The organism is Rhizobium sp. 18065, from assembly GCF_902706095.1.
In the GTDB taxonomy this organism is placed as follows: domain Bacteria; phylum Pseudomonadota; class Alphaproteobacteria; order Rhizobiales; family Rhizobiaceae; genus Allorhizobium.
On sequence record NZ_CACSJP010000002.1, the window covers coordinates 119,764 to 144,641 of the forward strand.

26 protein-coding genes and 1 tRNA gene are annotated in these 24,878 nt (G+C 61.2%); 18 read left to right on the forward strand and 9 right to left on the reverse strand.

Annotation, left to right across the window (positions count from 1 at the left end; all coding sequences use genetic code 11):
• The first annotated feature begins 54 nt into the window (after positions 1-54).
• Genes GVK95_RS06395 through GVK95_RS06410 form a run of 4 tightly spaced genes read left to right on the forward strand, consistent with a single transcriptional unit; the run spans position 55 to position 5,067 of the window.
• Positions 55-993: an ABC transporter permease gene (locus GVK95_RS06395; protein WP_159947730.1), complete on the forward strand. Its 939-nt coding sequence runs from the start codon at positions 55-57 to the stop codon at positions 991-993.
• Positions 990-1,838 carry an ABC transporter permease gene (locus GVK95_RS06400; RefSeq protein WP_159947732.1) on the forward strand — a complete coding sequence of 283 codons (849 nt, stop codon included), beginning with the start codon at positions 990-992 and terminating at the stop codon, positions 1,836-1,838. Before GVK95_RS06395 ends, GVK95_RS06400 begins: the two co-directional genes overlap by 4 nt.
• Positions 1,835-3,526, forward strand: a complete 1,692-nt coding sequence (locus tag GVK95_RS06405) for an ABC transporter ATP-binding protein (RefSeq protein ID WP_159947734.1) — start codon at positions 1,835-1,837, stop codon at positions 3,524-3,526. Before GVK95_RS06400 ends, GVK95_RS06405 begins: the two co-directional genes overlap by 4 nt.
• Positions 3,527-3,549: 23 nt before the next feature.
• Positions 3,550-5,067: an ABC transporter substrate-binding protein gene (locus tag GVK95_RS06410; protein ID WP_159947736.1), complete on the forward strand. Its 1,518-nt coding sequence runs from the start codon at positions 3,550-3,552 to the stop codon at positions 5,065-5,067.
• Between the two features lie 170 nt (positions 5,068-5,237).
• On the opposite strand, the gene GVK95_RS06415 is transcribed toward GVK95_RS06410, so the two are convergent.
• The 3 genes from GVK95_RS06415 to GVK95_RS06425 form a co-directional block, all read right to left on the reverse strand.
• Positions 5,238-5,864, reverse strand: a complete 627-nt coding sequence (locus tag GVK95_RS06415) for a tyrosine-protein phosphatase (RefSeq protein WP_159947738.1) — start codon at positions 5,862-5,864, stop codon at positions 5,238-5,240.
• 117 nt (positions 5,865-5,981) lie between these two features.
• On the reverse strand, positions 5,982-6,419 hold the full coding sequence (locus GVK95_RS06420) for a DUF1489 family protein (RefSeq protein WP_159947740.1): 438 nt from the start codon (positions 6,417-6,419) through the stop codon (positions 5,982-5,984).
• A gap of 109 nt (positions 6,420-6,528) precedes the next feature.
• On the reverse strand, positions 6,529-7,929 hold the full coding sequence (locus GVK95_RS06425; protein WP_159947742.1) for an L-serine ammonia-lyase: 1,401 nt from the start codon (positions 7,927-7,929) through the stop codon (positions 6,529-6,531).
• 587 nt (positions 7,930-8,516) lie between these two features.
• On the opposite strand from GVK95_RS06425, the gene GVK95_RS06430 reads away from it, so the two are divergent.
• Positions 8,517-9,209 (forward strand): DUF599 family protein, encoded by a 693-nt coding sequence (locus tag GVK95_RS06430; protein WP_159947744.1) that lies wholly within the window; start codon positions 8,517-8,519, stop codon positions 9,207-9,209.
• Between the two features lie 143 nt (positions 9,210-9,352).
• Positions 9,353-10,309 (forward strand): DUF1624 domain-containing protein, encoded by a 957-nt coding sequence (locus tag GVK95_RS06435; protein WP_244618701.1) that lies wholly within the window; start codon positions 9,353-9,355, stop codon positions 10,307-10,309.
• An 83-nt stretch (positions 10,310-10,392) separates the two neighbouring features.
• On the opposite strand, the gene GVK95_RS06440 is transcribed toward GVK95_RS06435, so the two are convergent.
• Both GVK95_RS06440 and mgtE read right to left on the reverse strand, forming a co-directional pair.
• Positions 10,393-10,779: a MerR family DNA-binding transcriptional regulator gene (locus tag GVK95_RS06440; RefSeq protein ID WP_007608667.1), complete on the reverse strand. Its 387-nt coding sequence runs from the start codon at positions 10,777-10,779 to the stop codon at positions 10,393-10,395.
• 59 nt (positions 10,780-10,838) lie between these two features.
• Entirely contained in the window at positions 10,839-12,266 is a 1,428-nt protein-coding gene (mgtE, locus tag GVK95_RS06445) for a magnesium transporter (protein ID WP_159947746.1), read from the reverse strand.
• Between the two features lie 238 nt (positions 12,267-12,504).
• Here mgtE and GVK95_RS06450 point away from each other — a divergent pair, with 238 nt between their 5' ends.
• Positions 12,505-12,999, forward strand: coding sequence for a peptide deformylase (locus tag GVK95_RS06450; protein ID WP_159947747.1), 495 nt, complete (start codon positions 12,505-12,507; stop codon positions 12,997-12,999).
• Positions 13,000-13,081: 82 nt separating this feature from the next.
• On the forward strand, positions 13,082-13,582 hold the full coding sequence (locus GVK95_RS06455) for a BON domain-containing protein (RefSeq protein ID WP_159947748.1): 501 nt from the start codon (positions 13,082-13,084) through the stop codon (positions 13,580-13,582).
• A gap of 90 nt (positions 13,583-13,672) precedes the next feature.
• Here the strand turns inward: GVK95_RS06455 and GVK95_RS06460 are convergent.
• Positions 13,673-13,757 (reverse strand) — tRNA-Leu (locus GVK95_RS06460).
• Positions 13,758-13,971: 214 nt separating this feature from the next.
• On the opposite strand from GVK95_RS06460, the gene lipB reads away from it, so the two are divergent.
• Positions 13,972-14,694 carry a lipoyl(octanoyl) transferase LipB gene (gene lipB / locus GVK95_RS06465; RefSeq protein ID WP_159947749.1) on the forward strand — a complete coding sequence of 241 codons (723 nt, stop codon included), beginning with the start codon at positions 13,972-13,974 and terminating at the stop codon, positions 14,692-14,694.
• Between the two features lie 4 nt (positions 14,695-14,698).
• Here the strand turns inward: lipB and GVK95_RS06470 are convergent, their stop codons facing one another.
• Entirely contained in the window at positions 14,699-15,136 is a 438-nt protein-coding gene (locus tag GVK95_RS06470) for a helix-turn-helix transcriptional regulator (RefSeq protein ID WP_159947750.1), read from the reverse strand.
• A 248-nt stretch (positions 15,137-15,384) separates the two neighbouring features.
• Here GVK95_RS06470 and GVK95_RS06475 point away from each other — a divergent pair, with 248 nt between their 5' ends.
• From GVK95_RS06475 to fghA, 9 genes are all read left to right on the forward strand, one after another.
• Positions 15,385-16,323 carry a DMT family transporter gene (locus GVK95_RS06475; protein ID WP_159947751.1) on the forward strand — a complete coding sequence of 313 codons (939 nt, stop codon included), beginning with the start codon at positions 15,385-15,387 and terminating at the stop codon, positions 16,321-16,323.
• Between the two features lie 89 nt (positions 16,324-16,412).
• Positions 16,413-16,778, forward strand: a complete 366-nt coding sequence (locus tag GVK95_RS06480; protein WP_159947752.1) for a hypothetical protein — start codon at positions 16,413-16,415, stop codon at positions 16,776-16,778.
• A 120-nt stretch (positions 16,779-16,898) separates the two neighbouring features.
• Positions 16,899-18,173, forward strand: a complete 1,275-nt coding sequence (locus GVK95_RS06485) for a hypothetical protein (protein WP_244618678.1) — start codon at positions 16,899-16,901, stop codon at positions 18,171-18,173.
• Positions 18,174-18,253: 80 nt separating this feature from the next.
• The gene (locus GVK95_RS06490; RefSeq protein WP_159947755.1) at positions 18,254-18,883 is read left to right on the forward strand and encodes a GNAT family N-acetyltransferase; all 630 of its coding nucleotides are present in this window, start codon (positions 18,254-18,256) and stop codon (positions 18,881-18,883) included.
• A 112-nt stretch (positions 18,884-18,995) separates the two neighbouring features.
• A complete protein-coding gene (locus GVK95_RS06495) occupies positions 18,996-20,123 on the forward strand; it encodes an S-(hydroxymethyl)glutathione dehydrogenase/class III alcohol dehydrogenase (RefSeq protein ID WP_159947757.1) in 1,128 nt (375 codons plus the stop codon).
• Entirely contained in the window at positions 20,123-20,596 is a 474-nt protein-coding gene (locus tag GVK95_RS06500; protein WP_159947759.1) for a GNAT family N-acetyltransferase, read from the forward strand. The genes GVK95_RS06495 and GVK95_RS06500 overlap by 1 nt, the downstream gene beginning before the upstream one ends.
• A gap of 29 nt (positions 20,597-20,625) precedes the next feature.
• Entirely contained in the window at positions 20,626-21,066 is a 441-nt protein-coding gene (locus GVK95_RS06505) for a YaiI/YqxD family protein (RefSeq protein WP_159947761.1), read from the forward strand.
• A 70-nt stretch (positions 21,067-21,136) separates the two neighbouring features.
• The gene (locus GVK95_RS06510; protein ID WP_159947763.1) at positions 21,137-21,802 is read left to right on the forward strand and encodes a DUF1345 domain-containing protein; all 666 of its coding nucleotides are present in this window, start codon (positions 21,137-21,139) and stop codon (positions 21,800-21,802) included.
• Between the two features lie 40 nt (positions 21,803-21,842).
• Positions 21,843-22,676 (forward strand): S-formylglutathione hydrolase, encoded by an 834-nt coding sequence (gene fghA, locus GVK95_RS06515; RefSeq protein WP_159947765.1) that lies wholly within the window; start codon positions 21,843-21,845, stop codon positions 22,674-22,676.
• A 33-nt stretch (positions 22,677-22,709) separates the two neighbouring features.
• Here fghA and GVK95_RS06520 read toward each other — a convergent pair whose 3' ends face one another.
• A complete protein-coding gene (locus GVK95_RS06520) occupies positions 22,710-23,051 on the reverse strand; it encodes a YciI family protein (RefSeq protein WP_159947767.1) in 342 nt (113 codons plus the stop codon).
• A 67-nt stretch (positions 23,052-23,118) separates the two neighbouring features.
• Positions 23,119-24,729, reverse strand: a complete 1,611-nt coding sequence (locus tag GVK95_RS06525; protein ID WP_159947769.1) for a glycoside hydrolase family 43 protein — start codon at positions 24,727-24,729, stop codon at positions 23,119-23,121.
• Positions 24,730-24,878: the final 149 nt, after the last annotated feature.

Sequence of the window (24,878 nt, forward strand, 5' to 3'; positions counted from 1 at the left end):
TCGGCAGCGCGCGACATTCGGTTCATGGCCGGCAGGCCGGAAAGGTGCAAACCCATGCACCGCTATAGGTTCGTGCTGTTTCGCCCGCTGCAGTTTCTGCCGGTGCTGTTCGGCATCAGCGTCATCACCTTCATCCTCGTCCGGCTGATCCCCGGCGATCCTGCCCGCGTCCTGCTCGGCACCCGCTCGACCCCGACGGCCATTGCCCGCATCCGCGCCCAATACGGTCTCGACGAGCCGATCTGGCTGCAATATTTCTATTTTGTCCAAAATCTCGGCAAGGGCGAGATGGGCAAGTCGATCCTCTACAAGATCGACGTGCTGAAGCTGATCATAACCCGCATCGAGCCGACGCTGGTGCTGGTTCTGACCAGCGTCCTCCTGTCGATCCTGATTGCCGTTCCGATGGCAGCGCTCGCGGCACGCAACAGCGGCCGCCTGCCCGATCACGCCGTGCGCATCGTCTCGACGCTCGGTATCGGCTTTCCGCCCTTCTGGCTGGCGCTGATGCTGATCATCCTGTTTTCCGTCAAGCTCGGCGTCCTGCCGGTCTCCGGCTACGGCGACAGTTTTGTCGACAAGGCAGCGCATCTGGTTCTCCCGAGCCTGACAATTGCGCTTTCACTATCGGCCGTTTTGACCCGCAGCCTGCGGGCCGCGATGATCGTCGAGTTGCAATCGGATCTGGCGACGGCGGCCCGCGCCCGCGGCATGCCGGAAAGCATCGTCTTCTGGCGCCATGTGCTGCCAAATTCTCTGGTGCCGACCATCAATCTGCTTGCCGTCAATATCGGCTGGCTGATCGGCGGTACCGTCGTGGTCGAGACCGTGTTTGCCATTCCGGGCATGGGGCAGCTTCTCGTGCGCGCCATCTTCTCGCGCGATTACATGGTGGTCCAGGGCGTTGCCATGGTGTTTGCCTGCGCCACTGTACTGGTCAATTTCCTCGCCGATATCGTCACCGTGACACTCGATCCGAGGGTACGCCTATGACAGCCGCCGCAACCCGCGCGACTGTATCGCGGAACCGATTTCTCGGGCGCAACCTGACCCTGGTCACCGGCGCCGGCATTCTCGGACTGTTCCTGCTGGTCGCGCTCGCCGCACCGCTGATCGCGCCATACGATCCGATCTATCAGGATGCGGCCGTCCGGCTCGCCATGCCCTCGCTGGCCCATCCCTTCGGCACCGACAATTTCGGCCGAGACATCTTCTCGCGTGTCATCTGGGGCACGCGCATCGACCTGCAGATCGCCGTCATCGGCGTGGTCTTCCCGTTCCTGATCGGCACCTTCATCGGCACGATCGCCGGCTTCTTCGGCGGCATCGTCGATACGATCTTCATGCGGCTGGTCGATATCATCCTCGCCTTTCCCTTCCTGGTGTTGATGCTGTCGATCATCGCCATTCTCGGGCCGGGCCTTTCGAGTTTCTATATCGCCATGGCGCTGGTCGGCTGGGTCTCCTACGCGCGGCTGATCCGGGCGCAGATGCTGGTGCTGAAGAACAGCGACTATGCGGTGGCCGCCGTCAGCCTCGGTTTCAGCCGCAGCCGCATCATGTTCCGGCACCTGCTGCCGAATGCCATCGCCGGATCGATCGTGTTTTCCATGTCGGACGCCGTGCTGGTGTTGCTCAGTGGTGCCGCCATCAGCTATCTCGGCCTCGGTGTTCAGCCGCCGGTGGCCGAATGGGGTGTCATGGTTGCCGAGGGGCAAAGCTTCATCACCACGGCCTGGTGGATCACCCTGTTTCCCGGCCTCTCCATCGTCGTGCTGGCCTTCGGCTTCAGCCTTTTCGGTGACGGGCTGGGTGAATGGCTGGGGGTGCGAGAATGAGCGAGCCGATCCTCTCTATCCGCGATCTCACCGTACATGCCATGCTCGACGGCGAAACGCGCAAGCTTATCGATGCCGTGTCCTTCGATCTCGGCCGCGGCGAAATTCTCGGGCTTGTCGGCGAAAGCGGCTCCGGCAAGAGCATGATCTGCCGGGCGCTGGTGCAGCTGCTGCCATCGAAGGCGATCGCCATCACCGGTGGGTCCGTGATGCTCGGCGCCCGTGACCTGATGACGCTGGGCGACGATGCCATGCGTGCGGTGCGGGGTGCCGAGATCGGCATGGTGTTCCAGAACCCGACCAGCCATCTCGATCCGGTGATGCGCATCGGCGATCAGATCGCCGAGGGTCTCCGCTATCACCAGGGCAAGTCACGCCACGATGCGAAAGCCATGGCCATCGACATTCTCGCCCAGGTCGGCTTTCCGGATCCGCAGCGACAGTATGGCAATTATCCGCATGAATTCTCCGGCGGCATGCGTCAGCGGGCGATGATCGCGGTGGCGCTCTCCTGCAATCCGGAAATCCTGATTGCCGACGAGCCGACCACGGCGCTCGACGTCACCATTCAGGCGCAAATCCTCAAACTTTTGATGGACCTGCGCGACGCGCGTGGCCTGTCGATCATCCTGATCACCCACGATCTCGGCATCGTTGCCCAGACCTGCGACCGGATCGCCGTACTGCGTCACGGGCGGTTGCTGGAACTGGGCGACAAGCGGCAGGTTCTGTCTGCACCACAGCATGCCTATACGGTCAGCCTGCTCGAGAGCCATCCATCCATGCCGGAGGACGCTATCCTTCCAGCCCTCCGGACTGCATCGCTTCCAACGGCGGCAAAGCCACTTCTCGAAATCGATGATCTGGTTGTTCGCTTCCCGACCCCCGGCTTCAGTCTGTTGAAAGGCAGCAAGCCGGCTGTGGCCGCGGTCAACGGGGTCAGCCTGCGAGTAATGCCCGGCGAAACCGTCGGCATCGTCGGTGAAAGCGGCTCGGGCAAGAGCACACTGGCGCGTGCTATCCTCGGACTGACGCCGCTGTCCTCCGGCCATATCAGCTTCGACGGCCTCGACCTCGCCCAGCAGCGCCGCCAGACGCTGGCGAAGATCCGCACGCAATCGGCCATGGTGTTTCAGGATCCCTATAACGCGCTGAACCCGCGCATGAGCATCGGCACGATGCTGGCCGAAGTACTGACGGTACAGAACAAGGTGCCCGCCAATCGGATTCCGGCGCGCGTCCTTGAACTGCTCGATCTCGTCGGCCTTGACCGCGAGTTTGCCACCCGCCGCCCGCAATCGATGAGCGGCGGCCAGTGCCAGCGCGCCGGCATCGCAAGGGCGTTGGCCGTCGATCCGAAACTGATCATCGCTGACGAATGCGTCGCGGCACTGGACGTCACGATACAGGCACAGATCATTGATCTGTTTCGCGATCTGAAGAGCGCCATGAACCTGACACTTCTGTTCATCGCCCACGACCTCGCCATCGTCAGAAACCTCTGCGACCGGGTGGTGGTCATGTATCGCGGCCAGATCGTCGAGGAGGGCCTCTGCGAGGATGTCTTTGCCCGGCCGCAGCACGCCTATACCGCAGCGCTGATCGCCGCCATTCCCGATATCGACCCTGACAAGCCGCTGATGGCTGGCCTGTCGGCGGAGACCATACCGCATCTCCTGACTGCCTGATAACAACAAAGGGAACGAACGACATGACAAGCAATTGGAAGACCATCAGCGTGGCCACCGTGCTCGCGATGTTGACGCTGGGATCAACGTTGGCGCAAGCGGCCGGCGTGCTGACCATCGGCCGACGGGAGGACTCGACCACATTCGACCCGATCAAGTCGGCGCAGAACGTCGACAACTGGGTATTCTCCAACGTCTTCGACGTGCTGGTGCGCGTTGACAAGACCGGCACCAAGCTGGAGCCAGGCCTTGCCGAAAGCTGGACCATTTCCGATGACGGCCTGACCTATACGTTCAAGATGCGCGACGCCAAGTTCTCCGACGGCTCGCCGATCACGGCAGGCGATGCCGCCTTCAGCTTGCTTCGCATCCGCGACAATGAAGGCTCGCTGTGGAGCGACAGCTACAAGGTCGTCGACACCGCGGAAGCGGCCGACGACAAGACGCTGGTTGTCAAGCTGAAGACGCCGTCGGCGCCGTTCCTGTCGACGCTCGCATTGCCGAATGTCTCGGTGCTGTCGAAGAAAGGGCTGGAAGAAGCTGGCGAGGAAGCCTTTGCCGAAAAGCCGATTGCCTCGTCGGGCGCATTCACCGTCAAGGAGTGGCGGCGCGGCGACCGCGTCATTCTCGAGAAGAACCCGAACTTCTGGCAGGCGGACCGGGTGAAGCTCGACGGTGTCGAGTGGATCTCGGTGCCTGACGACAATACCCGCATGCTCAATGTGCAGGCCGGCGAACTGGACACCGCCATCTTCGTGCCGTTCTCGCGTGTCGAGGAACTGAAGAAGGATGCGAACCTCGATGTGCATATCGACACCTCGACCCGCGAGGATCACCTGCTGATCAATCACGAGCACGGTGCGCTCGCCAAGAAGGAGGTGCGCCAGGCGTTGGACATGGCGATCGACAAGAAGGCGATCGTCGATACCGTCACCTTCGGGCTTGGCGAGGTCGCCAATTCCTATATCCCCAAGGGCTCGCTCTATCACTACGCCGATAATTACCAGTACCCCTACGAACCGGAAAAGGCGAAAGCCATGCTGGCGGAAGCGGGCGCTGCAGACCTGTCACTGAACTACATCGTCAATGCCGGCAACGAGGTGGACGAGCAGATCGCCGTTCTCCTGCAGCAGCAGCTGGCAAAGGCCGGCGTCACCGTCAACCTGCAGAAGGTCGATCCCAGCCAGAGCTGGGACATGCTGGTTGCCGGCGACTATGATATCTCGGTCATGTACTGGACCAACGACATTCTCGATGCAGACCAGAAGACAACCTTCGTGCTCGGCCATGACACCAACATGAACTACATGACCCGCTACAAGAGCGACAAGGTCAAGGACCTCGTCGCCGCAGCCCGCCTCGAGCTGGACCCCGCCAAGCGCGAAGCCATGTACATCGACATCCAGAAGACGGCCAAGGACGACGTGCACTGGGTCGACCTCTACTACAGCCCCTACATCAACGTCTCGCGCAAGAACATCGAGAACTTCTACCAGAACCCGCTCGGCCGTTTCTTCCTCGAAGACACCGTCAAGAACTGAGCTGCCGGCAACCTGTTTGAACACACCATTCGCTGTCTTGGCAGCGAATGGTGAAGGCAGTCAGCATCAATCGCGCCAGGCAGTCGACGTGTTCAGATATTGATGGATCTGGGCGGCAACGTCACATCATTTCAGCAACGCCGACCTGGTAAACTTCGCCAGCGGACGGGTCAGCTGTCGAGGCCGATCACCTTTTCCAGTGCTTCCCAGGTAGTGTCCATCGCATAAGGACCAAGGAACGGCAGGCCGATATGGCCGTAGATCGGCGAGAGCTGCCATTCGGCGGTCTCCTCGTCAATGCCGGCGACCTGCTGCAGGAAGATCACCGAGGCAAGGCCGGTGCGGTCGGCGCCGGAAGCGCAATGCACCAGGACCGGCTGCTGCGCGGTCTTCAGGATGCCGAGCAGCCGCTGCACATCATCCGCTTTCAGTTCCTTCAAGGCCGACATCGGAAAATTGACCAGTGTCGTGCCGCGCGACGCGGTGGCTGCAGATTCCGAATCGTACCAGGGCGTGCCGACATGCTCGCCGCGCAGGTTGATCACCGTCTTGATCTTGTATTGGTCGATATATTGGCCGAGCGTATCGCCCGACAACTGTGCCGACCGATAGTATCTTCCCGGCAGTATTTCGTGGAAATTGCCGCGCAGCAGGGCGATCCCGATATAGACGCCGTAGGCGAGGCAAACCGCGGCGACAAGGATGCCGAAGCGCTTGAGAACTTTTAACAGGAGACCGCCAACGTAACTGCCGCTCGCATTGACGATCGGTGTTTCAACTCCAGCCGTATTCGACATATTTAGCAGATCCCAACCACAGACCAGACGCCTATGAAGGCGCAGCAAGGCTTTACTGTGGCGTCGAGCGGCGCAGATCAATACGTCTGAGACGACAGGCCAAAATTGGTCAGCGGCCTAGAGCAGGCCGAGTTCCGCCAGTTCGCGCTTCAGGTCGTCCGGCATGTCTTCGAGATTGGCGCCGGAGGCGCCGAGGTCGCGCGGGGCTGCATCCGGCTCGAGATAGCGCCAGCCCTGGAACGGACGACGCGGCACGGGCGAAGTCTCGATCACTTCCGGGCCGAGGATCAGTTCGCACCGGCTGATGCCGTCGCCACCGGTGAAAGTCTTGATGTCGAGCAGCATTTGCCGTGCGGCCACCTGCCCCTTGATGATCCAGTAGAGCGAACCGCCATCGAGCAGTTCCTCGGCACGCTTCGGCACCATACGGGTGACGTGGCTGCTTTGCGGCTGAAGGCCGGCGGCGACCGCGACCAGCGCGCGCTCGGCAACCCATTCCCGCAGGTCTTCGATGGCATCGCAGCCGACACAGAGTTTGATCAGATGGAGCGTCATGCCCCGGAGATAGACGGTTCCACGCCGCCGTCAAGAGGCGCTTGTGCCGCAGGCCCTGCCCTCCCCAACCGATCGATCCTGCGGATCGACGCCGGGAACAACAGGTGCATCAACATTCGACGACGTTAACGGCAAGCCCGCCCAGCGAGGTCTCCTTGTATTTCTCGTTCATGTCATTGCCGGTCTGGCGCATGGTCTCGATACAGGCATCGAGCGGCACGAAATGTTCGCCATCACCCTTCATCGCAAGCGACGCAGCGGTGACCGCCTTGACCGCGCCCAGCGCGTTGCGCTCGATGCAGGGCACCTGCACAAGGCCGGCAATCGGGTCGCAGGTCATGCCGAGATGATGCTCCAGCGCGATTTCGGCGGCGTTCTCGATCTGCTCCGGCGATCCGCCCATGACAGCGGCCAAGCCTGCGGCCGCCATGGCGGAGGCTGAACCGACCTCGCCCTGACAGCCGACTTCGGCGCCCGAGATCGAGGCATTGTGCTTGATGATGCCGCCGATGGCAGCAGCCGTCAGCAGATAGTCACGCACCCCTTCCTGATCGGCTTCCGGGTGGAAATGCAGATAGTAACGCACGGTGGCCGGCACCACGCCGGCTGCACCATTGGTCGGCGAGGTCACGACGCGACCGCCGGCGGCATTTTCCTCGTTGACCGCCATCGCATAGACGGACAGCCAGTCATTGGCGAGAAGCGGGTTCTGCCGGTTGCTGCGCCATTCCTCCTGCAGCTTGTCATGGATCGAGCGGGCACGGCGGCGCACATTGAGCCCGCCCGGAAGCCGGCCGTCCTGTTTCAGCCCGCGATCGATGCAGCCGCTCATCGCGTCCCAGATCCGGTCAAGCCCGGCATCCAGCGTGGCGCGGTCCATCACCGCCTCTTCGTTGGCCCGCTTCATCTGGGCAATGCTCAGCCCGGAGCTTGCCGCCATGGTCAACATCTCCTTGGCCGAGGCGAAGGGATAAGGCACCTTTTGCGTCGAGGCCGCCTTCTTGTTCTTCTGCATGGCAAGAAGCTCGGTTTCGGTAACGACAAAACCACCACCGATGGAGAAATAGACCTGGGTCAGCAGGACGCGGCCGTCGCGATCAAGGGCCGTCAGCCGCATGGCATTGGCGTGGCCGGGCAGCGGCGTCTTCTTGTCGTAGACGAGATCGTCCTTCGGCTTGAAGTTATAACCAGGATGACCGGGCGGTGTAACACGCCCTGTGCGCTCGACCTCGGCGATGATCTCGTCCATCCGGTCGGGATCGACCTTGTCGGGAGCCTCGCCCATCAGGCCGATGATGACTGCATTTCCGGTGCCGTGGCCGATGCCGGTATAGGCAAGTGAACCGTGCAGACTGGCCTTCAGCGCGGTCACATGTGCGCCGGCGGGACGTGGCCATTCGTCGGAAAGAATAAGTTCGAGAAACCGGTTGGCGGCGGTCATCGGTCCCATCGTATGGGAACTCGAAGGACCTACCCCGATCTTGAACACGTCGAAAACCGAAAGAAACATGGATCCGTCCTTCTACCCTGCAATTTCCAGAGGCTAGAGGATCGCGTAGCACGAATGCGGGCAAGGATCGACATCGGCTTTCATCGCCGCGACATCGAGGCGAAGGAAAATGTCGCCACAAACGCAAACAGCGCGACCCGAAGACCGCGCTGTTGGCAATTGACTGCGTGTAGGCGTCACATGCTGCTGAAAAGATAGGCCAGGCAAAGAACGCCGGCAAATCCCATCAAAGCCCGAATAGTAACGCTCCAGCACGACTTCTGGACACTGCCTTCCATGGATACTCCAAATGAGAACGCATTGTTAAAAAGCTGTCCCCCGACCGCCTTATGACGAACGATCTATTAAAGTTTGCGGCTCTTCGCAACCGCAAAAAAGGCAAAACGATGTCGGTTTTTGCGAGGCAGGTATGCATTTTACGCATGGATCTATGAAATATCAATGACTTGCGAACAATACTCGCGAAACCGGCGCCGCTGCAACCTGCCTCAATTTGGCCCAAAACTCTTTACGCTGGTTAATTTCCGTGGCGCCAGACGGGGACTGCCGTTAAAGCTGGTGCATAAAATTCAAAGCGGAATCGCCCCATGACCGTGATCGACTACAGCGCCATGGCGCTTTTTGTGTTTCTCTGGATGGCCTATGCTTGGATCACCGGACAGAAACGCATCCTGAAGCGGACCAGCCTGACCATGGCGATGGCGGAGCGCCGGCGCGAATGGATCCTCAATTCGCTGACACGCGATCTGAAGATGATCGATACCCAGATCATGGGTGGGCTGCAGAATGGAACGGCGTTTTTCGCTTCGACGACGATCTTTGCCATTGGCGGCTGTTTTGCCCTGCTCGGCGCGACCGAGCAGGTCGACGCCATCATCAAGGACATTCCCTATATCGTCCAGGGAGGCCGCGCAGCCTTCGAGATGAAAGTCAGTGGGCTGATCGCGCTGTTTGCCTATTCCTTCTTCAAGTTCGGCTGGTCCTATCGCCTGTTCAACTATTGCACCATCCTGTTCGGCACCATTCCGATGATGGCAGAGGCCGAGAAAGATCCGGTCAGGTCCCGCGAGGCGGCCGAAATCACCATCCGCATGAACATCATCGCCGCAAGCCACTTCAATGCCGGTCTGCGCGCGATCTTTTATTCGATCGGCTATCTCGGCTGGTTCGTCAGCCCCTACGTCTTCATGCTGACGACGGTGCTTGTCTTCATCGTATTGCTGCGCCGGCAATTCTTCTCGGAGGCGCGGCTCGCACTGCTGAGCGACAGGGAACGGTAACGGTAACGGTAACGCTGCGGTAAGCCAGGATCGATGCCGATGTACAGCCATGAAAACGCCGCCTTTGACAGCTTTGCCACGGACCCGGCACATACACTGTGTCAGCGCAGCCTATCGGATCGGAAGGACCAAACGTGGCGGACATGAACAGCGCCGGAGTGGCACCGGTGAAAACCCGGCTGTTATGGCTCGATGCAGCACGGGGCATCGCCTTGATCGCCATGGCAACCTACCACTTCTCCTGGGATCTCGAATTTTTCGGGTATCTGGCGCCCGGCACCTCGACGGAAGGTTTCCTGCGGCTCTATGCCCGGATGATCGCGTCCAGTTTTCTCTTTCTCGCCGGCTTCAGCCTTGTGCTCGCCCATTACCCGCTGCTGAAACTGAAACCCTTTCTCCAGCGCCTGGCCGTGATCGTTGCGGCGGCTGTGGTGATCTCGGCAGCCACATGGTGGTTCGTTCCCGACGGCTGGATCTTCTTCGGCATCCTGCATTGCATCGCCACCGCCAGCGTCATCGGCCTGCTGTTTCTGCGCCTGCCGCCTGCACTGACGCTGACCGCTGCAATCGGAGCCTTCGCGTTGCCGAACCTCTGGCGCTCAGAGATCTTCGATGCGCCCGGGCTGTGGTTTGTCGGCCTGTCGCAAAATCTGCCGCGCTCGAACGACTATGTTCCGCTTCTGCCCTGGCTCGGCGCGCTGCTATGCGGCGTCGCCGTTGCCCGTATCCTGCACGATCGCAACGGGTTTGCCAGGCTCGCCAAATGGCCCGCCGGACCGGCATGGCTGCGTTGGGGCGGTCGCCATAGCCTGATCATCTATCTGCTGCATCAGCCGATACTGTTTGCCCTTGTCTATGGCATGTCGCTTGTCGTGCCGGCGGCAAAACCCGATCCGGCCGTCACCTATATCAACAGTTGCGAAAGCGGCTGCCAGGGAGAGGGAAGCAGCCAAGCCGTGTGCCAGCGCTTCTGCGGCTGTACCCTTGAGCGCCTGCAGCAACAGGCACTGCTCGAACCGCTACAGTCTGGCGCAATCCTGTCCGATCAGGACGAGCGCATCCTGAAGCTTGCAGGTGAGTGTTCGACCACGAGTCAGTGACAATCGCTAAACGAATGCCTGGCGCTAGAGAATGTCCGGTTCCGGATACCCGACCTGATTGCGGTCACCGCGACAAGTGCGCGCTAGCTGCCCACGCCGATTTCCACCAGGCGAGTCAGGCAGGCTTCCTCGGCATGATTGAGCTCGGCCAGTGTTTCGTCGATGTCGCGGCGCTTCTGGCGCAGCTCTTCGCGCTTCTCGTCGATGCGCTTCATCATCAGCTTCAACTGGCCTATTTCGCCCGGCGGTTCCTTGTAGACGTGGACGATCTCGCGAATTTCGGCGATGGTGAAGCCGATGCGGCGGCCACGCAGGATCTCCTGAAGCAGACGGCGATCCGCCGAGCGATAGAGACGGGTTCTCCCGCGCCGCTCGGGATGAAGCAGGCCCTCATCCTCGTAGAAGCGTAGAGTGCGCGTCGACACGCCGAATTCCCGTGTCAGCTCGGTGATGCTATAAAACTTCTTCACATGCGTTCCTGTTCAATCAAGAACCGACAGCATATTTACATTTACGTAAAAGTCAATTTTTAGCTGCCGATCCCAATGCCGAACCACCATGTGGCGAGACCGAGGAAGCTGAAAAAACCGGTCGTATCGGTAATCGCGGTGACGAAGACGGCGGAAGACACCGCCGGGTCGGCGCCGGCCCGCACCAGAAGAATGGGGATGGTGATCCCGGCCATGGCAGCCGCGAACATATTGATCAGCATGGCTGTGGTGATCAGTCCGCCGATATGGATATCCTGGAACCAGATTGCCGCGACCGTGCCGACGAGACAGCCGAACAGAACACCGTTGATCAGCCCGACGCCCGCTTCGCGGCGCGCGACGCGCCAGGCATTGTGGATGTCGAGATTGCGCGTCGCCAGCGCCCGGACGGTGACTGTCATCGTCTGCGAGCCGGCATTGCCGCCCATGCCGGCCACGATCGGCATCAGGATGGCCAGCGCCACCACCTGTTCTATGGTCGCCTCGAACAGCGAAATAACGGACGCCGAGACAAAGGCGGTGAACAAGTTGACCGCAAGCCACGGCACGCGTGAGCGCGATGTTTCGGCGATATTGTCGGACAGTTCTTCATCGCCGACGCCGCCGAGGCGCATCAGGTCTTCCTCTGCCTCTTCCTGGATGACGTCGACCACGTCGTCGATGGTCAGCACGCCGACCAGCCGGCCGCTTTCGTCGACGACGGCGGCCGAGAGAAGGTCATACTGCTCGAAAAGCTGCGCCGCCTCTTCCTGGTCCATTTCCGCCGGAATCGGATGGTTGGTCTCGCGCATGATGGTCTCGATCTTCACCAGCCGCTTGGTGCGCAGGATGCGGTCGAGATCGATGACGCCGAGCAGCTTGAAGGTCGGATCGATGACGAAGATCTGGGTGAAGCTTTCCGGCAACCCCTCCTCGTCGCGCATGTAGTCGATCGTCTGGCCAACCGTCCAGAACGGCGGCACGGCGACGAATTCGGTCTGCATGCGGCGGCCGGCCGAGCTTTCCGGATATTCGAGCGCACGGCGTAGTCGGACCCGCTCGGTGAACGGCAGCTGCGCCAGGATCTCGTCACGGTCTTCCTTATCGAGATCTTCGAGAATGTAGACGGCATCGTCCGAATCGAGATCGCCGATGGCGGCTGCAATCTGGGCGTTCGGCAGATGTCCGACGATCTGCAGGCGGATCGCCTCGTCGACCTCGGTCAATGCCGTCATGTCGAAATCGTCGCCGAGCAGGCGGACAAGTGCGATGCGCTGATCCGGCTGAATCGCCTCGATCAGGTCGCCGAGTTCCGATTCGTGCAGGCGGGCAACATGCTGGCGCAGGAAGAGCAGGTCGCGGTCGGCAATGGCAGCACCGACGATCGCCAGAAAATCCAGCCGGATCGAGCCGTCTTCGCCGTAGATGTCTTCATGCACCTCGTCCGGCGTCGGACGGGTGCGGATGTCGTCCTCGGTCTCCGTCATAAAAGCACCCTCGCCTCATTCTGGTCTGCCGCGCCCGGTCGCCGAAGAATGGCGGCAAAAAAGGCATTGTCAACAACTGCATAGCGATTTGGTTACGCCCGGATGTGCAAATGCGAAGGCTCCCTGCTAACCTATTGCCGAAGCCCGGTCGAGTCCCGTCTTGACGGATCGCAAGGCCGGTCAAGCCCGCCACAGCCAGGGGTCGCAGACGGCCCGAAATGCGAGATTTCAGACCACCGTGACAGTGCTTACCATCCGCCGCTATCCCGATCCCGCCCTGAACAGCCGTTGCGCCGACGTCACTGTTTTCGACGCAGGCCTGAAGGCGCTCGCAGACGACCTTCATGTGGCGATGACGGCCGCACCGGGCGTCGGCATTACCGCCGCCCATTGCGGCATCCTGCAGCGTGTCGTCGTGCTCGATCTGCCGGAACTCGGCGGTCGCCGCGACTATGTCAATCCAGAGCTTGTGTCGGTGTCGGACGAGACCATGGAGCACACCGAGGGCAGCGTCTCGATGCCGGGCATGACCGACACGCTGGTGCGCCCGCGCCAGGTCGACATCCGCTACCGGACGATCGACGGCGTGGAAATGCGCGAAACGCTGGAAGGCTTTTCCGCCATCTGCATGCAGCACGAGATCGACCAGCTTGACGGCATATTCTGGATCCAGCGACTTTCGCGCCTGAAACGCGAGCGCATGTTGAAGAAGTGGGGCAAGCAGGCGCGCTGAATGGCATTCCGCTCCCGCCACCGGCGAACAAAGCCGGCTCTCGTGCGTTTGGCCTGAACCAGCCACGCGAAGGAGCAGATCCATGGCCAAGGACCGCAGCACGACCGAATTTTCCCGCGAAGACGACTACCGCGACTATGAGCAGCGCGATATCGACAACGGCTGGCCCTATGCCGACGGCGCGGGCAGTGCGGCGGAGCCGGTTGAAAACCATGGCTACGGCGAGACCGGCGCCAATTTCGACCGGGATCGCAACAAGGGATTTGGTGTCAGCTCCGTCGAGGCGGACGGTTCGCAAAGGGCGCCATCAACACCAGCCCTGCCGGATAAGGATTACGGTGGCGATAACGACCAGCTCGAATCGGATATCGATGCAGCGCTCTCCGATCTCGATCAGACAACGCTCGCCGGGATCGATATCCAGGTTGACGGCCATCTGGTTACGCTGCGCGGTGCAGTCGATACGGCCGAGGAACGCCGGCGGATCGAACTGAAGGTGCTCGCACTCGACGGCGTCAACGCCGTGCACAATCATATCACCACGCTCGGCATCGACAGTCACATTCCGAGCGATGCTGAATGACGACAAGTCGCAAAGCCAGACAGTATCGAGGCTAGGCAATTGATTCTGCCGCAGAAAACAAAAAACCCGGCCAAGTGGCCGGGCTTTTTTTGGTGCGGTCGAGAAGACTCGAACTTCCACGTCTTGCGACACAGCGACCTCAACGCTGCGCGTCTACCAATTCCGCCACGACCGCATCGTGGTAGGCGCCGAATTGCTCCGGCGGGGCTGCATGTAGCAAAAGCATCCGGGGTCCACAAGCCCGCCGTGCCAGTTTTTTGAAAAATCGGTCCGACCGGTGGATAAGCCTGTGAACAGCCGAAGGCGGCTGGCCGCCAACTCCTCTTGAAGTCCGGGGCTTTTCTTGCCAAGTAAAGGGAAAACAAGGGTTTTCACCCGAGGCAGATTTCATGCAACGCACCGATCTCCATCTCTCCATGCTGGCCGCTGACGGCTGTCCCCCCGTTCGCTGGAGGATCAGCGAAGGGCTTGTTCCCTATGAAGAAGCCGTGGCCGAAATGGAGCGCCAGGTGGCGGCGATTGCCGATGGCACGGCCGATGAACTGGTCTGGCTTGTCGAACATCCACCGCTCTATACCGCCGGCACCAGCGCTGATTCCGCCGACCTGATCCAGCCGGATCGCTTTCCGGTCTTTGCCACCGGCCGTGGCGGCGAATATACCTATCATGGCCCCGGCCAGCGCGTGGCCTATGTCATGCTCGATCTCAAGCGCCGGCGTCAGGACGTGCGCGCTTACGTTGCCGCCCTCGAAGAGGTGGTGATCCGCACGCTCGACAGCATGAATGTCCGTGGCGAGCGGCGCGAGGACCGGGTCGGCGTCTGGGTGCGCCGGCCGGAAAAGCCGCTTTTAGCCGATGGCACGATGGCCGAAGACAAGATCGCGGCGCTCGGCATCCGCTTGCGCCGCTGGGTGAGCTTTCACGGCCTGTCGATCAATGTCGATCCCGACCTCGACCATTTTTCCGGCATCGTTCCCTGCGGAATCAGTGCCTACGGCGTCACAAGCCTTGTCGATCTCGGCCTGCCGGTGATGATGACCGATGTCGACATGCGCCTGCGCGACGCATTCGCTGAGGTCTTCGGCGAGACGGCGAACGACAACCAGGGATGAAGCGTCAAGCTCGGCCGATAACCGGACCATCCAGATCGGACGGCGCCCGTTTACCGTTCTGTCGGTCCTCGTAACGTTCGATCTGCTGGCTGATCTGGCGGATCAGCCGACCGCATTCCTGATGCGCATCGTTCAGCCGCCGCAACTGGACGTGCAGCGCTTCCAGGGGGAGTTCGTCGGTCTCTTCCAGCGGACCATAGCCATGGCCGGTGATCAGCCACATGGGCGACACGCCGAGAATACCGGCAAGGTCGATCAGCCGGGAAGGCCGAGGTTCGCAGCGATCTGCCTCCCAGTTGAGCAGGCTCTCCTTCCTCACCCCGAGACGGTTGGCGAGATCGACGAGCGAAATGCCCGCCGCATCACGCGCCGCCGACAGACGCCCACCCAGCGTGTCATCGCTCGAATCGATCATCCGTGAAACGCTGTTGCGGTTCGGCATGCACCGTCCTCCCTTGGCAAACAGCCGAGCACCGGAAGCATCCGGTTGTCAGCCAGTCTTTTGCATCCTGCAGACGAATATAGGATGGCTAACATGCGGCTGCCACTCCGGCAACGTCATGCCCATGCGAGAATTCGCCAAAACCCGACAAGATGCCTGTTTGCAACGACGGGAGAGGCCAACCCGCGTCCTTGATCTGCTTTGATGCCTGTGCTTGATGACCTGACAATCGCCAAGGGCAACCCGTCATGCAGCAGTCGCAATCCTCGTCCAATCCCATGCGCGGCATGGTTCTGATGGCCGGTTGCATGCTGGTCCTGCCGGTGATGGATGCAATTGCCAAATACATGGCGACAGTCGAAGGCATGTCACCTGCGCAGGTAACATTCTACCGCTTCCTGTTCCAGCTCGCCTCCACCCTGCCCTTCTTGCTGGCATTGCGCGGCTTTGCGGCACTGGCGGCCAAGCGGCCGTGGATGAATCTGTTTCGCGGCGCGCTGCATGGAGCGGCGAGCCTGCTGTTCTTCATGGCCGTCAAGTACATGCCGCTCGCCGACGTTTTCGCCATCTACTTTGTCGAACCGTTTATCCTGACGGCGCTGTCAGCGCTGTTTCTGGGCGAAAAGGTCGGCTGGCGTCGCTGGCTCGCCATTGTCGTCGGCTTCGGAGGCGCGATGATCGTGATCCAGCCGAGCTACGAGATCTTCGGCCTGACGGCCCTGCTGCCGGTCGCCTGCGCCTTCCTCTTTGCGCTCTACATGTTCCTCAACCGAGCCATCGGCGACGCCGATTCGCCGATGACCATGCAGACGCTCGCGGGCATCGGCGGTACGCTGTTCATGACGGCGGCCCTGGCGGTCGGAACGAGCGCCGGCGATGTGAACTTCGCCGTCTCCCTGCCGACCTCCTGGCTCGGCCTCCTGCTTCTCGCCCTGCTGGGCACGATATCCGGCTTTATCCATCTGCTGGTCGTGCGTGCTTTCCGCATGGCACCGCTGTCGGTGCTGGCGCCGTTCCAGTATTTCGAGATCATCGCCGCAGTCGCACTCGGATATCTGTTCTTCGACGAGTTTCCGACTGCATCGAAATGGCTCGGTATCCTGATCATCGTCGGCTCCGGCCTCTTCATTCTCTGGAGAGAACAGAAGCGGGCCACGGGCAATCGGGACGTCGGCGCCGGCCAATAAGATATTGCTAACGTATTTCCTTAGCGAAATCGCAATGGATCGATATCTATTCTGACCTCCAGTTTCATGATGAAACAGGATAGAGAAACATGAGCGAGTTTCGCCTCTCGTTTCCGGCATGTGTCATTGCCGGCAAACAGAAGCTGTCGGCCAACGACATTCTTCATTTACGCAGTCGTATTTTCCCCGACGGCGTTCCGACCTCCGCAGATGTCATCCCGCTTGTGGCGCTGAACGATGGCCGTTCGTACACGGGTACCGAATGGCAAAGCTTTGTCGTCGAACAACTCGAAGCGCTGGCAGACAGCCTGTCGAACGATCCGCAATGGCCTGCTTTGACCGACCAGCTGATGCCATGTCCTGCAAAATCGCTGCCGCCAAGTCCGGATACAAGCAATGTCCGGTGGCTGAAGGTGCCGGATTCGGTCTTTCTCGACGAGAACCATGCCGCCTGACAGGCATGACGCCGCCGGTCCTCCCGGCAGATCGTTGCCTTGCATTTTAGCAATTCGAGAAACTCAAACATAAGATATGCGGCCTAGGGTGGCATCAGCCATTCCCGGCCCGAGGAGACAGTGTTGGCGACACATCAAGCCGCGATAATCCTGCTCGTGATCAATCTCGGCCTGCTCTGGCTGATGATGGCAGCACCACTCGGTCGCCGTACCATCCGTGTCAGCCGCACGGTGCGCAAGCGCCCGGAGGATTTGTGGAACATCACCCGGCCGGCCGGCGCCTTGACGGACTGGCACCCGTCGGTCATCGCCGTCGAGCCCGTGGCCGGGCATCCGGACCGTGTCGAATTTGCCTACCGTCAGCCGGATCGGAACGGCAAGCCGACAAAGCGGACCATGATCGTTGACCGTGCCTCGATGAATGCCAATGGCAGTTTCGCCTGCGACCTGCGTGTGGTCTCCGACAGCACGCTGGACCAGTCCTTCTGGGCCGGATACCGCGAAAGCCGCCAGATCGAACCCTCAGAAAAGGGTGCGCTGGTAACGTTCGAGCAAACCGACAGCTATCGCGGACTTGCCTTCTATCTTCTGCGCCTGTTTTCCATACGCCGCGAACTGCAGGCGCTGGACGATCACGTCGAGGGACGGGTGCATACGGGCAGAACCCATATCGAACACCCGCTCTGGCAGACCCTGCTGGTCATCGCCTCCACCCTGCTGCTCTGGCCGTTCTTCGGCCTGAACCCGGCAGGCCTGATGATCTCCACCTTTCTGACCCTGGTCATCGTGCTGCACGAGCTTGGCCATATGGTTGCCTACCGTGCCTTCGGTCATCCGAGCGTGCGCATGGTCTTCATTCCGTTCCTCGGCGGCATCGCGATCGGCGGGCGGCCCTATAACAGCCTGTTCGAGGTCGCCACATGCGCGCTGATGGGCGCTGGCGTTTCGGCTCTGCTGGTCCCGATCATCGTCGCCGGACATCAGTCGGCGCTGGGCTTTCCTCATCCCGAAGCCGCAGAAGCACCGATCCTGATCTTTCTGGTGATCCTTGGCGCCTTCAACCTGCTGAACCTGTTGCCGACCTATCGCTTCGACGGCGGCCAGGTCCTGCGCCAGATCTTCGTCAGCCAGAAAATGCTGGCGCTGGGCAGCTTCGGAATTACCGGCGTGATCTTGTGGACCTGCTGGCGCATTGGCCTGCCGTCAATGGTGCTGGTATCGGGGCTTGCGATTTTCACGCTGCTGAGCCTGATCCGCACCCGCTCGATCAAGCCGCGCCATGAACTCATCCCGATGTCCGGACCGGAACGGTTGATGACCGGGTTCGGCCTCTATTCGGCAATCTCGATCCATGCCTATGCGGTGATCTATGCCTGCGACAGGCTGTTTGGCTGAGCCCGGCATAGGGTGAGGAAAATCGTCTGACACGGCATCCTGATCTTGACTTCAAGCCCCGAACTGGCTCCAAAAGAGCCATGAAAACCGACAATCCCCCTATGCCCATGGGCTATTCCGCCCTTCCCGCCGGCACCATCGCCAATGTCGTCACCTGCCTCGAAATGCGCCAGAGGCCCGAAGCTGCAAAGCCAAGCGCCGCGCCGGACATGACGCTGCAACGCTGGATTGACGTCGATCTCGACCAGTATCGCAACCTGTTTCGTCGCGTCGGCGAAGACTGGATGTGGGTATCGCGCCTGATCATGCCGGACGACGAATTGAGGAGCACCCTTGCCGATCCCGGCATCGAGCTCTTCGCGGCGATGAAAGACGGGGCGCCGGTTGGCATTCTGGAGCTTGACTTCCGCGAGCCTGGCGAATGCGAACTGGTCTTTTTCGGCCTCGTGCCGGAAGCGATCGGCCAGGGGGCCGGCCGCTGGCTGATGAGCCAGGCGCTGGACAAGGCCTGGGCAAAGCCGATCACCAGGCTCTGGCTGCACACCTGCCATTTCGACCATCCGGGCGCCATCACCTTCTATCGCCGTTCCGGCTTCGAACCGTACGGCACATTCGTCGAGGTGACCGAGGACCCGCGCCTGACCGGCAAGATGCGGATCGACGCAGCGCAGCACGTGCCGCTGATCCGGCCGGTCGCTCCGGTTTTGTAAGCGCTATCATAACAAAAGCGGCGGCGGACCAAAAAGCGGGCCAATAGCCCTTGAGCGTGCTTGGTCCGCCGTGCCAATGTCGCGCCGACACATCAGCTAAGGAGAATATACCATGGACGTTCGCGCCGCCGTTGCCGTGCAGGCTGGCAAGCCGCTGGAGATCATGACCGTTCAGTTGGAAGGCCCGCGCGCGGGTGAAGTTCTGATTGAAGTAAAGGCCACAGGTATTTGTCATACCGACGATTTCACGCTTTCTGGCGCGGACCCGGAAGGCCTGTTTCCGGCCATTCTCGGCCATGAGGGCGCCGGCATCGTCGTCGATGTCGGACCAGGCGTGACCTCGGTGAAGAAGGGCGATCACGTGATTCCGCTCTACACGCCGGAATGCCGCGAATGCTATTCCTGCACCTCGCGCAAGACCAACCTCTGCACCTCTATCCGCGCCACCCAGGGCCAGGGCGTCATGCCGGACGGCACCTCGCGCTTCTCGATCGGCAAGGACAAGATCCACCACTACATGGGCTGCTCGACCTTCGCCAACTTCACCGTCCTGCCGGAGATCGCGCTCGCCAAGGTCAACCCGGACGCGCCGTTCGACAAGATCTGCTACATCGGCTGTGGCGTGACCACCGGCATCGGTGCCGTGATCAACACAGCCAAGGTCGAGATCGGCGCAACCGCGATCGTCTTCGGGCTTGGCGGTATCGGCCTCAATGTTCTGCAGGGCCTGCGTCTGGCCGGTGCCGACATGATCATCGGCGTCGACATCAACAATGACCGCAAGGAATGGGGCGAAAAGTTCGGCATGACGCATTTCGTCAATCCGAAGGAAGTCGGCGACGACATCGTGCCCTATCTCGTCAACCTGACCAAACGCCACGGCGACCTGATCGGTGGCGCCGACTACACGTTCGACTGCACCGGCAATACCAAGGTCATGCGCCAGGCGCTCGAATCCTCGCATCGCGGCTGGGGCAAGTCGGTCATCATCGGCGTTGCCGGTGCCGGTCAGGAGATCTCGACGCGTCCGTTCCAGCTGGTCACCGGCCGCAACTGGATGGGTACGGCCTTCGGTGGCGCCCGTGGCCGCACCGACGTGCCGAAGATCGTCGACTGGTACATGGACGGCAAGATCCAGATCGATCCTATGATCACCCACACCATGCCGCTCGAAGACATCAACAAGGGCTTCGAGCTGATGCATTCGGGCGAGAGCATTCGCGGCGTCGTGGTCTACTGATGACGGACGAGAGCTACAGCGTCGACGCGCGGAGACTGGAAGAGTTTTCCGCGCTCGAACTGCATGACCTGTTGAAGATGCGCGTCGATGTCTTCGTGGTGGAGCAGAAATGCCCCTACCCGGAGATCGACGGCAAGGATCTGGCCGCCCTGCATCTGCGCCTGATGCAGGGCGATGACCTAGTGGCAGCCGCGCGGATCTTTGCGCCCGCCGAGCCCACCGGCCCCGCCAAGATCGGCCGCGTCGTCGTATCGCCAGCGCACCGCGGCAAGCGGCTCGGCGATGCGGTGATGCGAGAGGCGATATCGCTCTGCGAGGAACGGTATCCCGCCTGCACCCTTGCCCTGTCGGCGCAGAGCCATCTGAAGGCATTTTACGCCTCCTTCGGCTTCGAGGCCTGCTCGGCGGAATATCTCGAGGACGGCATTCCGCATGTCGATATGTTTCGCCCGACGACAGTTGCCGTCAACTAACCGCATGTGATGCACCGGGAAACCGTTTGATGATCTATGTCGATGCCGATGCCTGCCCGGTGAAGCCGGAAATCCTCAGAGTGGCCGAGCGCCACACCATGGAGGTGACCTTCGTCGCCAATTCCGGCCTGCGCCCGTCGCGCGATCCGATGGTGAAGAACGTTATCGTCTCGAGCGGCTTTGACGCGGCCGACGACTGGATTGCCGAACGCGCAGGCCCCGAGGACATCGTCATCACCGCCGACGTGCCGCTGGCCGGCCGTTGCGTGGCAGCGGGTGCACAGGTCACCGGTCCGACCGGCCGCGTCTTCGACACCGCCAATATCGGCATGGCGACCGCGATGCGCGATCTCGGCGCCCATTTGCGCGAGACCGGCGAGAGCAAGGGCTACAATGCCGCGTTTTCGCCGCGCGACCGCTCGGCCTTCCTCGAAACGCTTGACAGGCTGTGCCGTCGGCTCAAGAAGTGACGGCGCCCGATAGGATGCCAAGGCCAGGTGTTCAGACCGGGTATTGTGGCAGGCATGAGCGGACGGACAGATGACACAAGCGCGCAACTGGATCCTTGATCACCGTTACAGGAGTTTCATGGGTGCTGGCGCACTGGCGCTTATTGCCCTGCCGGTTATTGCGCGACTGGCGCCATCGCTTGTCATCGAAGGCCCGGCGATCCTGTTCTTTGTGACATACCTGCTGCTGACCTGGCAGAGGCTCAAGCGCCTGACGCCCGCATTTCTGCGCCAACATGCTGAAACCGCCGATGCTCCGGCCTTCGGTATCCTCTTCGTCACGGCGCTGGCGATCGCGGCGGCCGTCGGCTCGCTGTTCAGCGTGCTCAACCGCGAGGTCAGGGGCGGCTCGCTGGAACTGCTCACGGCGGCCGGATCGGTGATTTTCGGCTGGCTGACCATCCACACCATGGCGGCCATGCATTATGCCCATGCATTCTGGAAGCCTGACGCGAAGGGTCAAGTGAGCCACCGTCCGCATCGCGGCGGGCTCGAGTTTCCCGGCACCCCGGAGCCATGCGGCCACGACTTCGTCTATTTCGCCCTGGTCATCGGCATGACGGCGCAGACCGCCGATGTCTCGATCACGACAACGGCGATGCGCAAGCTCAACATGATCCATGCCACCACGTCCTATTTCTTCAACACAGTGCTGATCGCCGCTGCCGTCAATGCGGCCGTGGCGCTAGCCGGCTGATCTGCCAGACACGAACCAAAGAACACCACAAGGAAGACCGATGAAGATCCTTTCCCAGAACACCGCATTCGGCGGCATGCAGGGCGTTTTTGCCCATGACAGCGAAACGACGAAAAGCGAGATGACCTTCGCCGTCTTCGTGCCGCCGCAGGCGATCGTCGAGAAGCGGCCGGTGCTCTGGTATCTCTCGGGCCTGACCTGCAGCCATGCCAATGTGATGGAAAAGGGCGAATACCGCCGCATGGCCGCCGAACTCGGCCTGATCGTCGTCTGCCCGGATACCAGCCCGCGCGGCAATGACGTCGCCGACGAGCTGACCAACTGGAAGATGGGCAAGGGTGCCGGCATGTATCTCGATGCCACCGAGGCGCCCTGGGCCCAGCATTACCAGATGTATTCCTATATCACCGAGGAACTGCCGGCGCTGATCGCCGAACAGTTTCGCGTCGACATGGACCGCCAGGGCATCTTCGGCCATTCGATGGGCGGCCACGGCGCGATGACCATCGCCCTGAAGAACCCCGACCGCTTCAAGAGCTGCTCTGCCTTCGCCCCGATCGTCAATCCGCTGACCGCCGACTGGACGCAGGACACGTTCGAGAAATACATCGGCGCGGACCGGGCGAAATGGCGGCAATACGATGCCTGCGCACTGGTCGAGGACGGCGCCCGCTTCCCGGAATTCCTGATCGACCAGGGCAAGGCCGACAGTTTCCTGGAGACGGGCCTGGCACCCTGGCTGTTTGAAGAGGCTGTCAAGGACAAGGACATCGGCCTGACGCTTCGAATGCATGAGCGCTACGACCACTCCTACTACTTCATCTCGACCTTCATGGAGGATCACCTGAAGTGGCATGCGGAGAGGCTGGCATAAGCGGTTAGGCGGTTTTCCCAATCGAGACCGCTGTCAGTGAAATGCACGCACCTCGACCGGCGCGCGGCAGGCAATGGCGGCCTTGCGGCCCCAGGCCAGCGCCTCACTCAGGTCGGCGGCTTCCAGCACCCAGAAACCGCCGACATGCTCGGTGGTCTGCAGATACGGTCCATCGCTGGTGAGGACGGCGCCGTCCGACTGAAGAGTCAGCGAGATCGCGCGGCTTGCCGGATGCAGGCCGCCGACGAAAACCCGGATACCGGCAGCCACCATCTCGTCGTTGAGTGCATCAATGTCGCGCGCCATCGCCTCGTCCTCCGCGACCGACGGATCGTAGTCGTCTGGATGATGGATCGCCACCAGATACCGCGTCATGACGTCTCCTTTCAGCGGCTGTCAAAGGATCGCAGGCGTCTGCGGACCGAAATTCGCCGGCCCTGGTTTAGAGCCTTCGGTAGAGAAAATGGTCAAAATCGGCAGGTTTTGCCCGGCCGGTAATGTCGAAGGCGAACATGCCGGCAAAGGCGCCGGTAAACGAGCCATGCTCGCCAAAGCCGCCTTCGTCCGAGACGACGCCGGCGTCGAGAACCGGCCCGACCGCCTGCCATTCCGTCGCTCCCGACAGGCGCCAGAAGAACTGCAGATCGTTGTCGGTGATGTCCATCGCAAGATCGACCGGACCATCGCCGATGGCAATACCCTGGCCGATCGGGAACGTCAGTTTGCCGGCCGGATAGTCACCGGGAACCGACAACACGATCAGGCAGCGGCCAAGGTCCTCGTCGGTCGAAATGCCGAGCGAATGGAACTTGTAGCGATTGTAGTAATGGGTGATGCCGGCGACCTGCTGATAGGTCTCAGGAGAAAAATCGAGCCGTGTTTCGACACGAAAGCGATGATGCTCTTGTCGACGGGCGACCAGCGCCTGCTCGAACCATGAACCGATGCTTTCGCGACCAATCAGGCGCAGATGCCCTGCCCGTTCAGTAAGGCTGAAGATCCGCTCGGGCTGCGGCGTGCGCAGCCACTGGAACTCGGGTGGCAGGTCACCTGTGTCGAAGGTCCGAAGGACCTCGTCCGCCTCAGCGCGCTTGACCGCGCCCTTCAGCGCCGGTACCTCGACGGCCGGCACGACGCCGCCCTGTTCGAGATAGAGCCAGTCATCGTCCTTCCACACGCATTTCTGCAGGCCGGTCTCGCGCCCGAGCGTGCAGCGGCGTTTCGGCGGAAGCGGCCGGCCGCAAAGATGGGTGTGATAGGCCTCGCCTTCAGTCGTCTCGACATACTGGCCGTGGCCCGAACGCTGCAGCACCGCTTCCGGATTGTCCTTCGAGGTGATCAGATACTGGTCTGGATGCAATTCGTATGGGCCGTCGATGTTGCGCGAACGTGCCATGGTGACGGCGTGTTCGTAGCCGGTCCCACCCTCGGCGGTGGTCAGGTAGTACCAGCCATTGCGCTTGAACAGATGCGGCGCCTCGACCAGCCCGAGCGTACTTCCAGCAAAAATATTGCGTATTGGGCCTATAAGTTTCCCGGATTTGGAATCCCATTCCTGCAACAGAATGCCGTCGAAGGCCGGATGTTTGCCGATCGTGTTGTTGGCCTTCCGCCGGTGGTTCCACTGCATGTTGACGAACCACTTGCGGCCGTCATCGTCATGGAACAGGGACGGATCGAAACCCGACGAATTGACATAGACTGGATCGGACCACGGCCCCTCGATCGAAGGCGACGTGACGATGTAGTTATGCGCATCCTTGAAGCTGCCTTCGAAGCGCTTGACGTCGGTATAGACCAACCAGAACAGGCCATCGGCATGCGACAGGCACGGCGCCCAGACACCGCAACTGTCGGGATTGCCGCGCATGTCGAGCTGGCTTGCACGACTGAGCGGGCGCGACACCAAAGTCCAGTTGGCAAGATCTCGCGAATGGTGGATCTGCACGCCCGGATACCATTCGAATGTGGAGGTGGCGATATAGTAGTCCTCGCCGACGCGCAGGAAAGACGGGTCCGGATTGAAGCCGGGCAGGATGGGGTTTTGGATCATACGGTTTTGTCCTCCTGTGCGGGGAATACCCCCCTCTGTCGGCGACGCCGACATCTCCCCCACAAGGGGGGGAGATCTTCCGCCGGCGTCGTAACCTCGTTAAATCAGGGGCTTCATTCACCATTTCGTATCCTGAAGCGTTCTGCCGA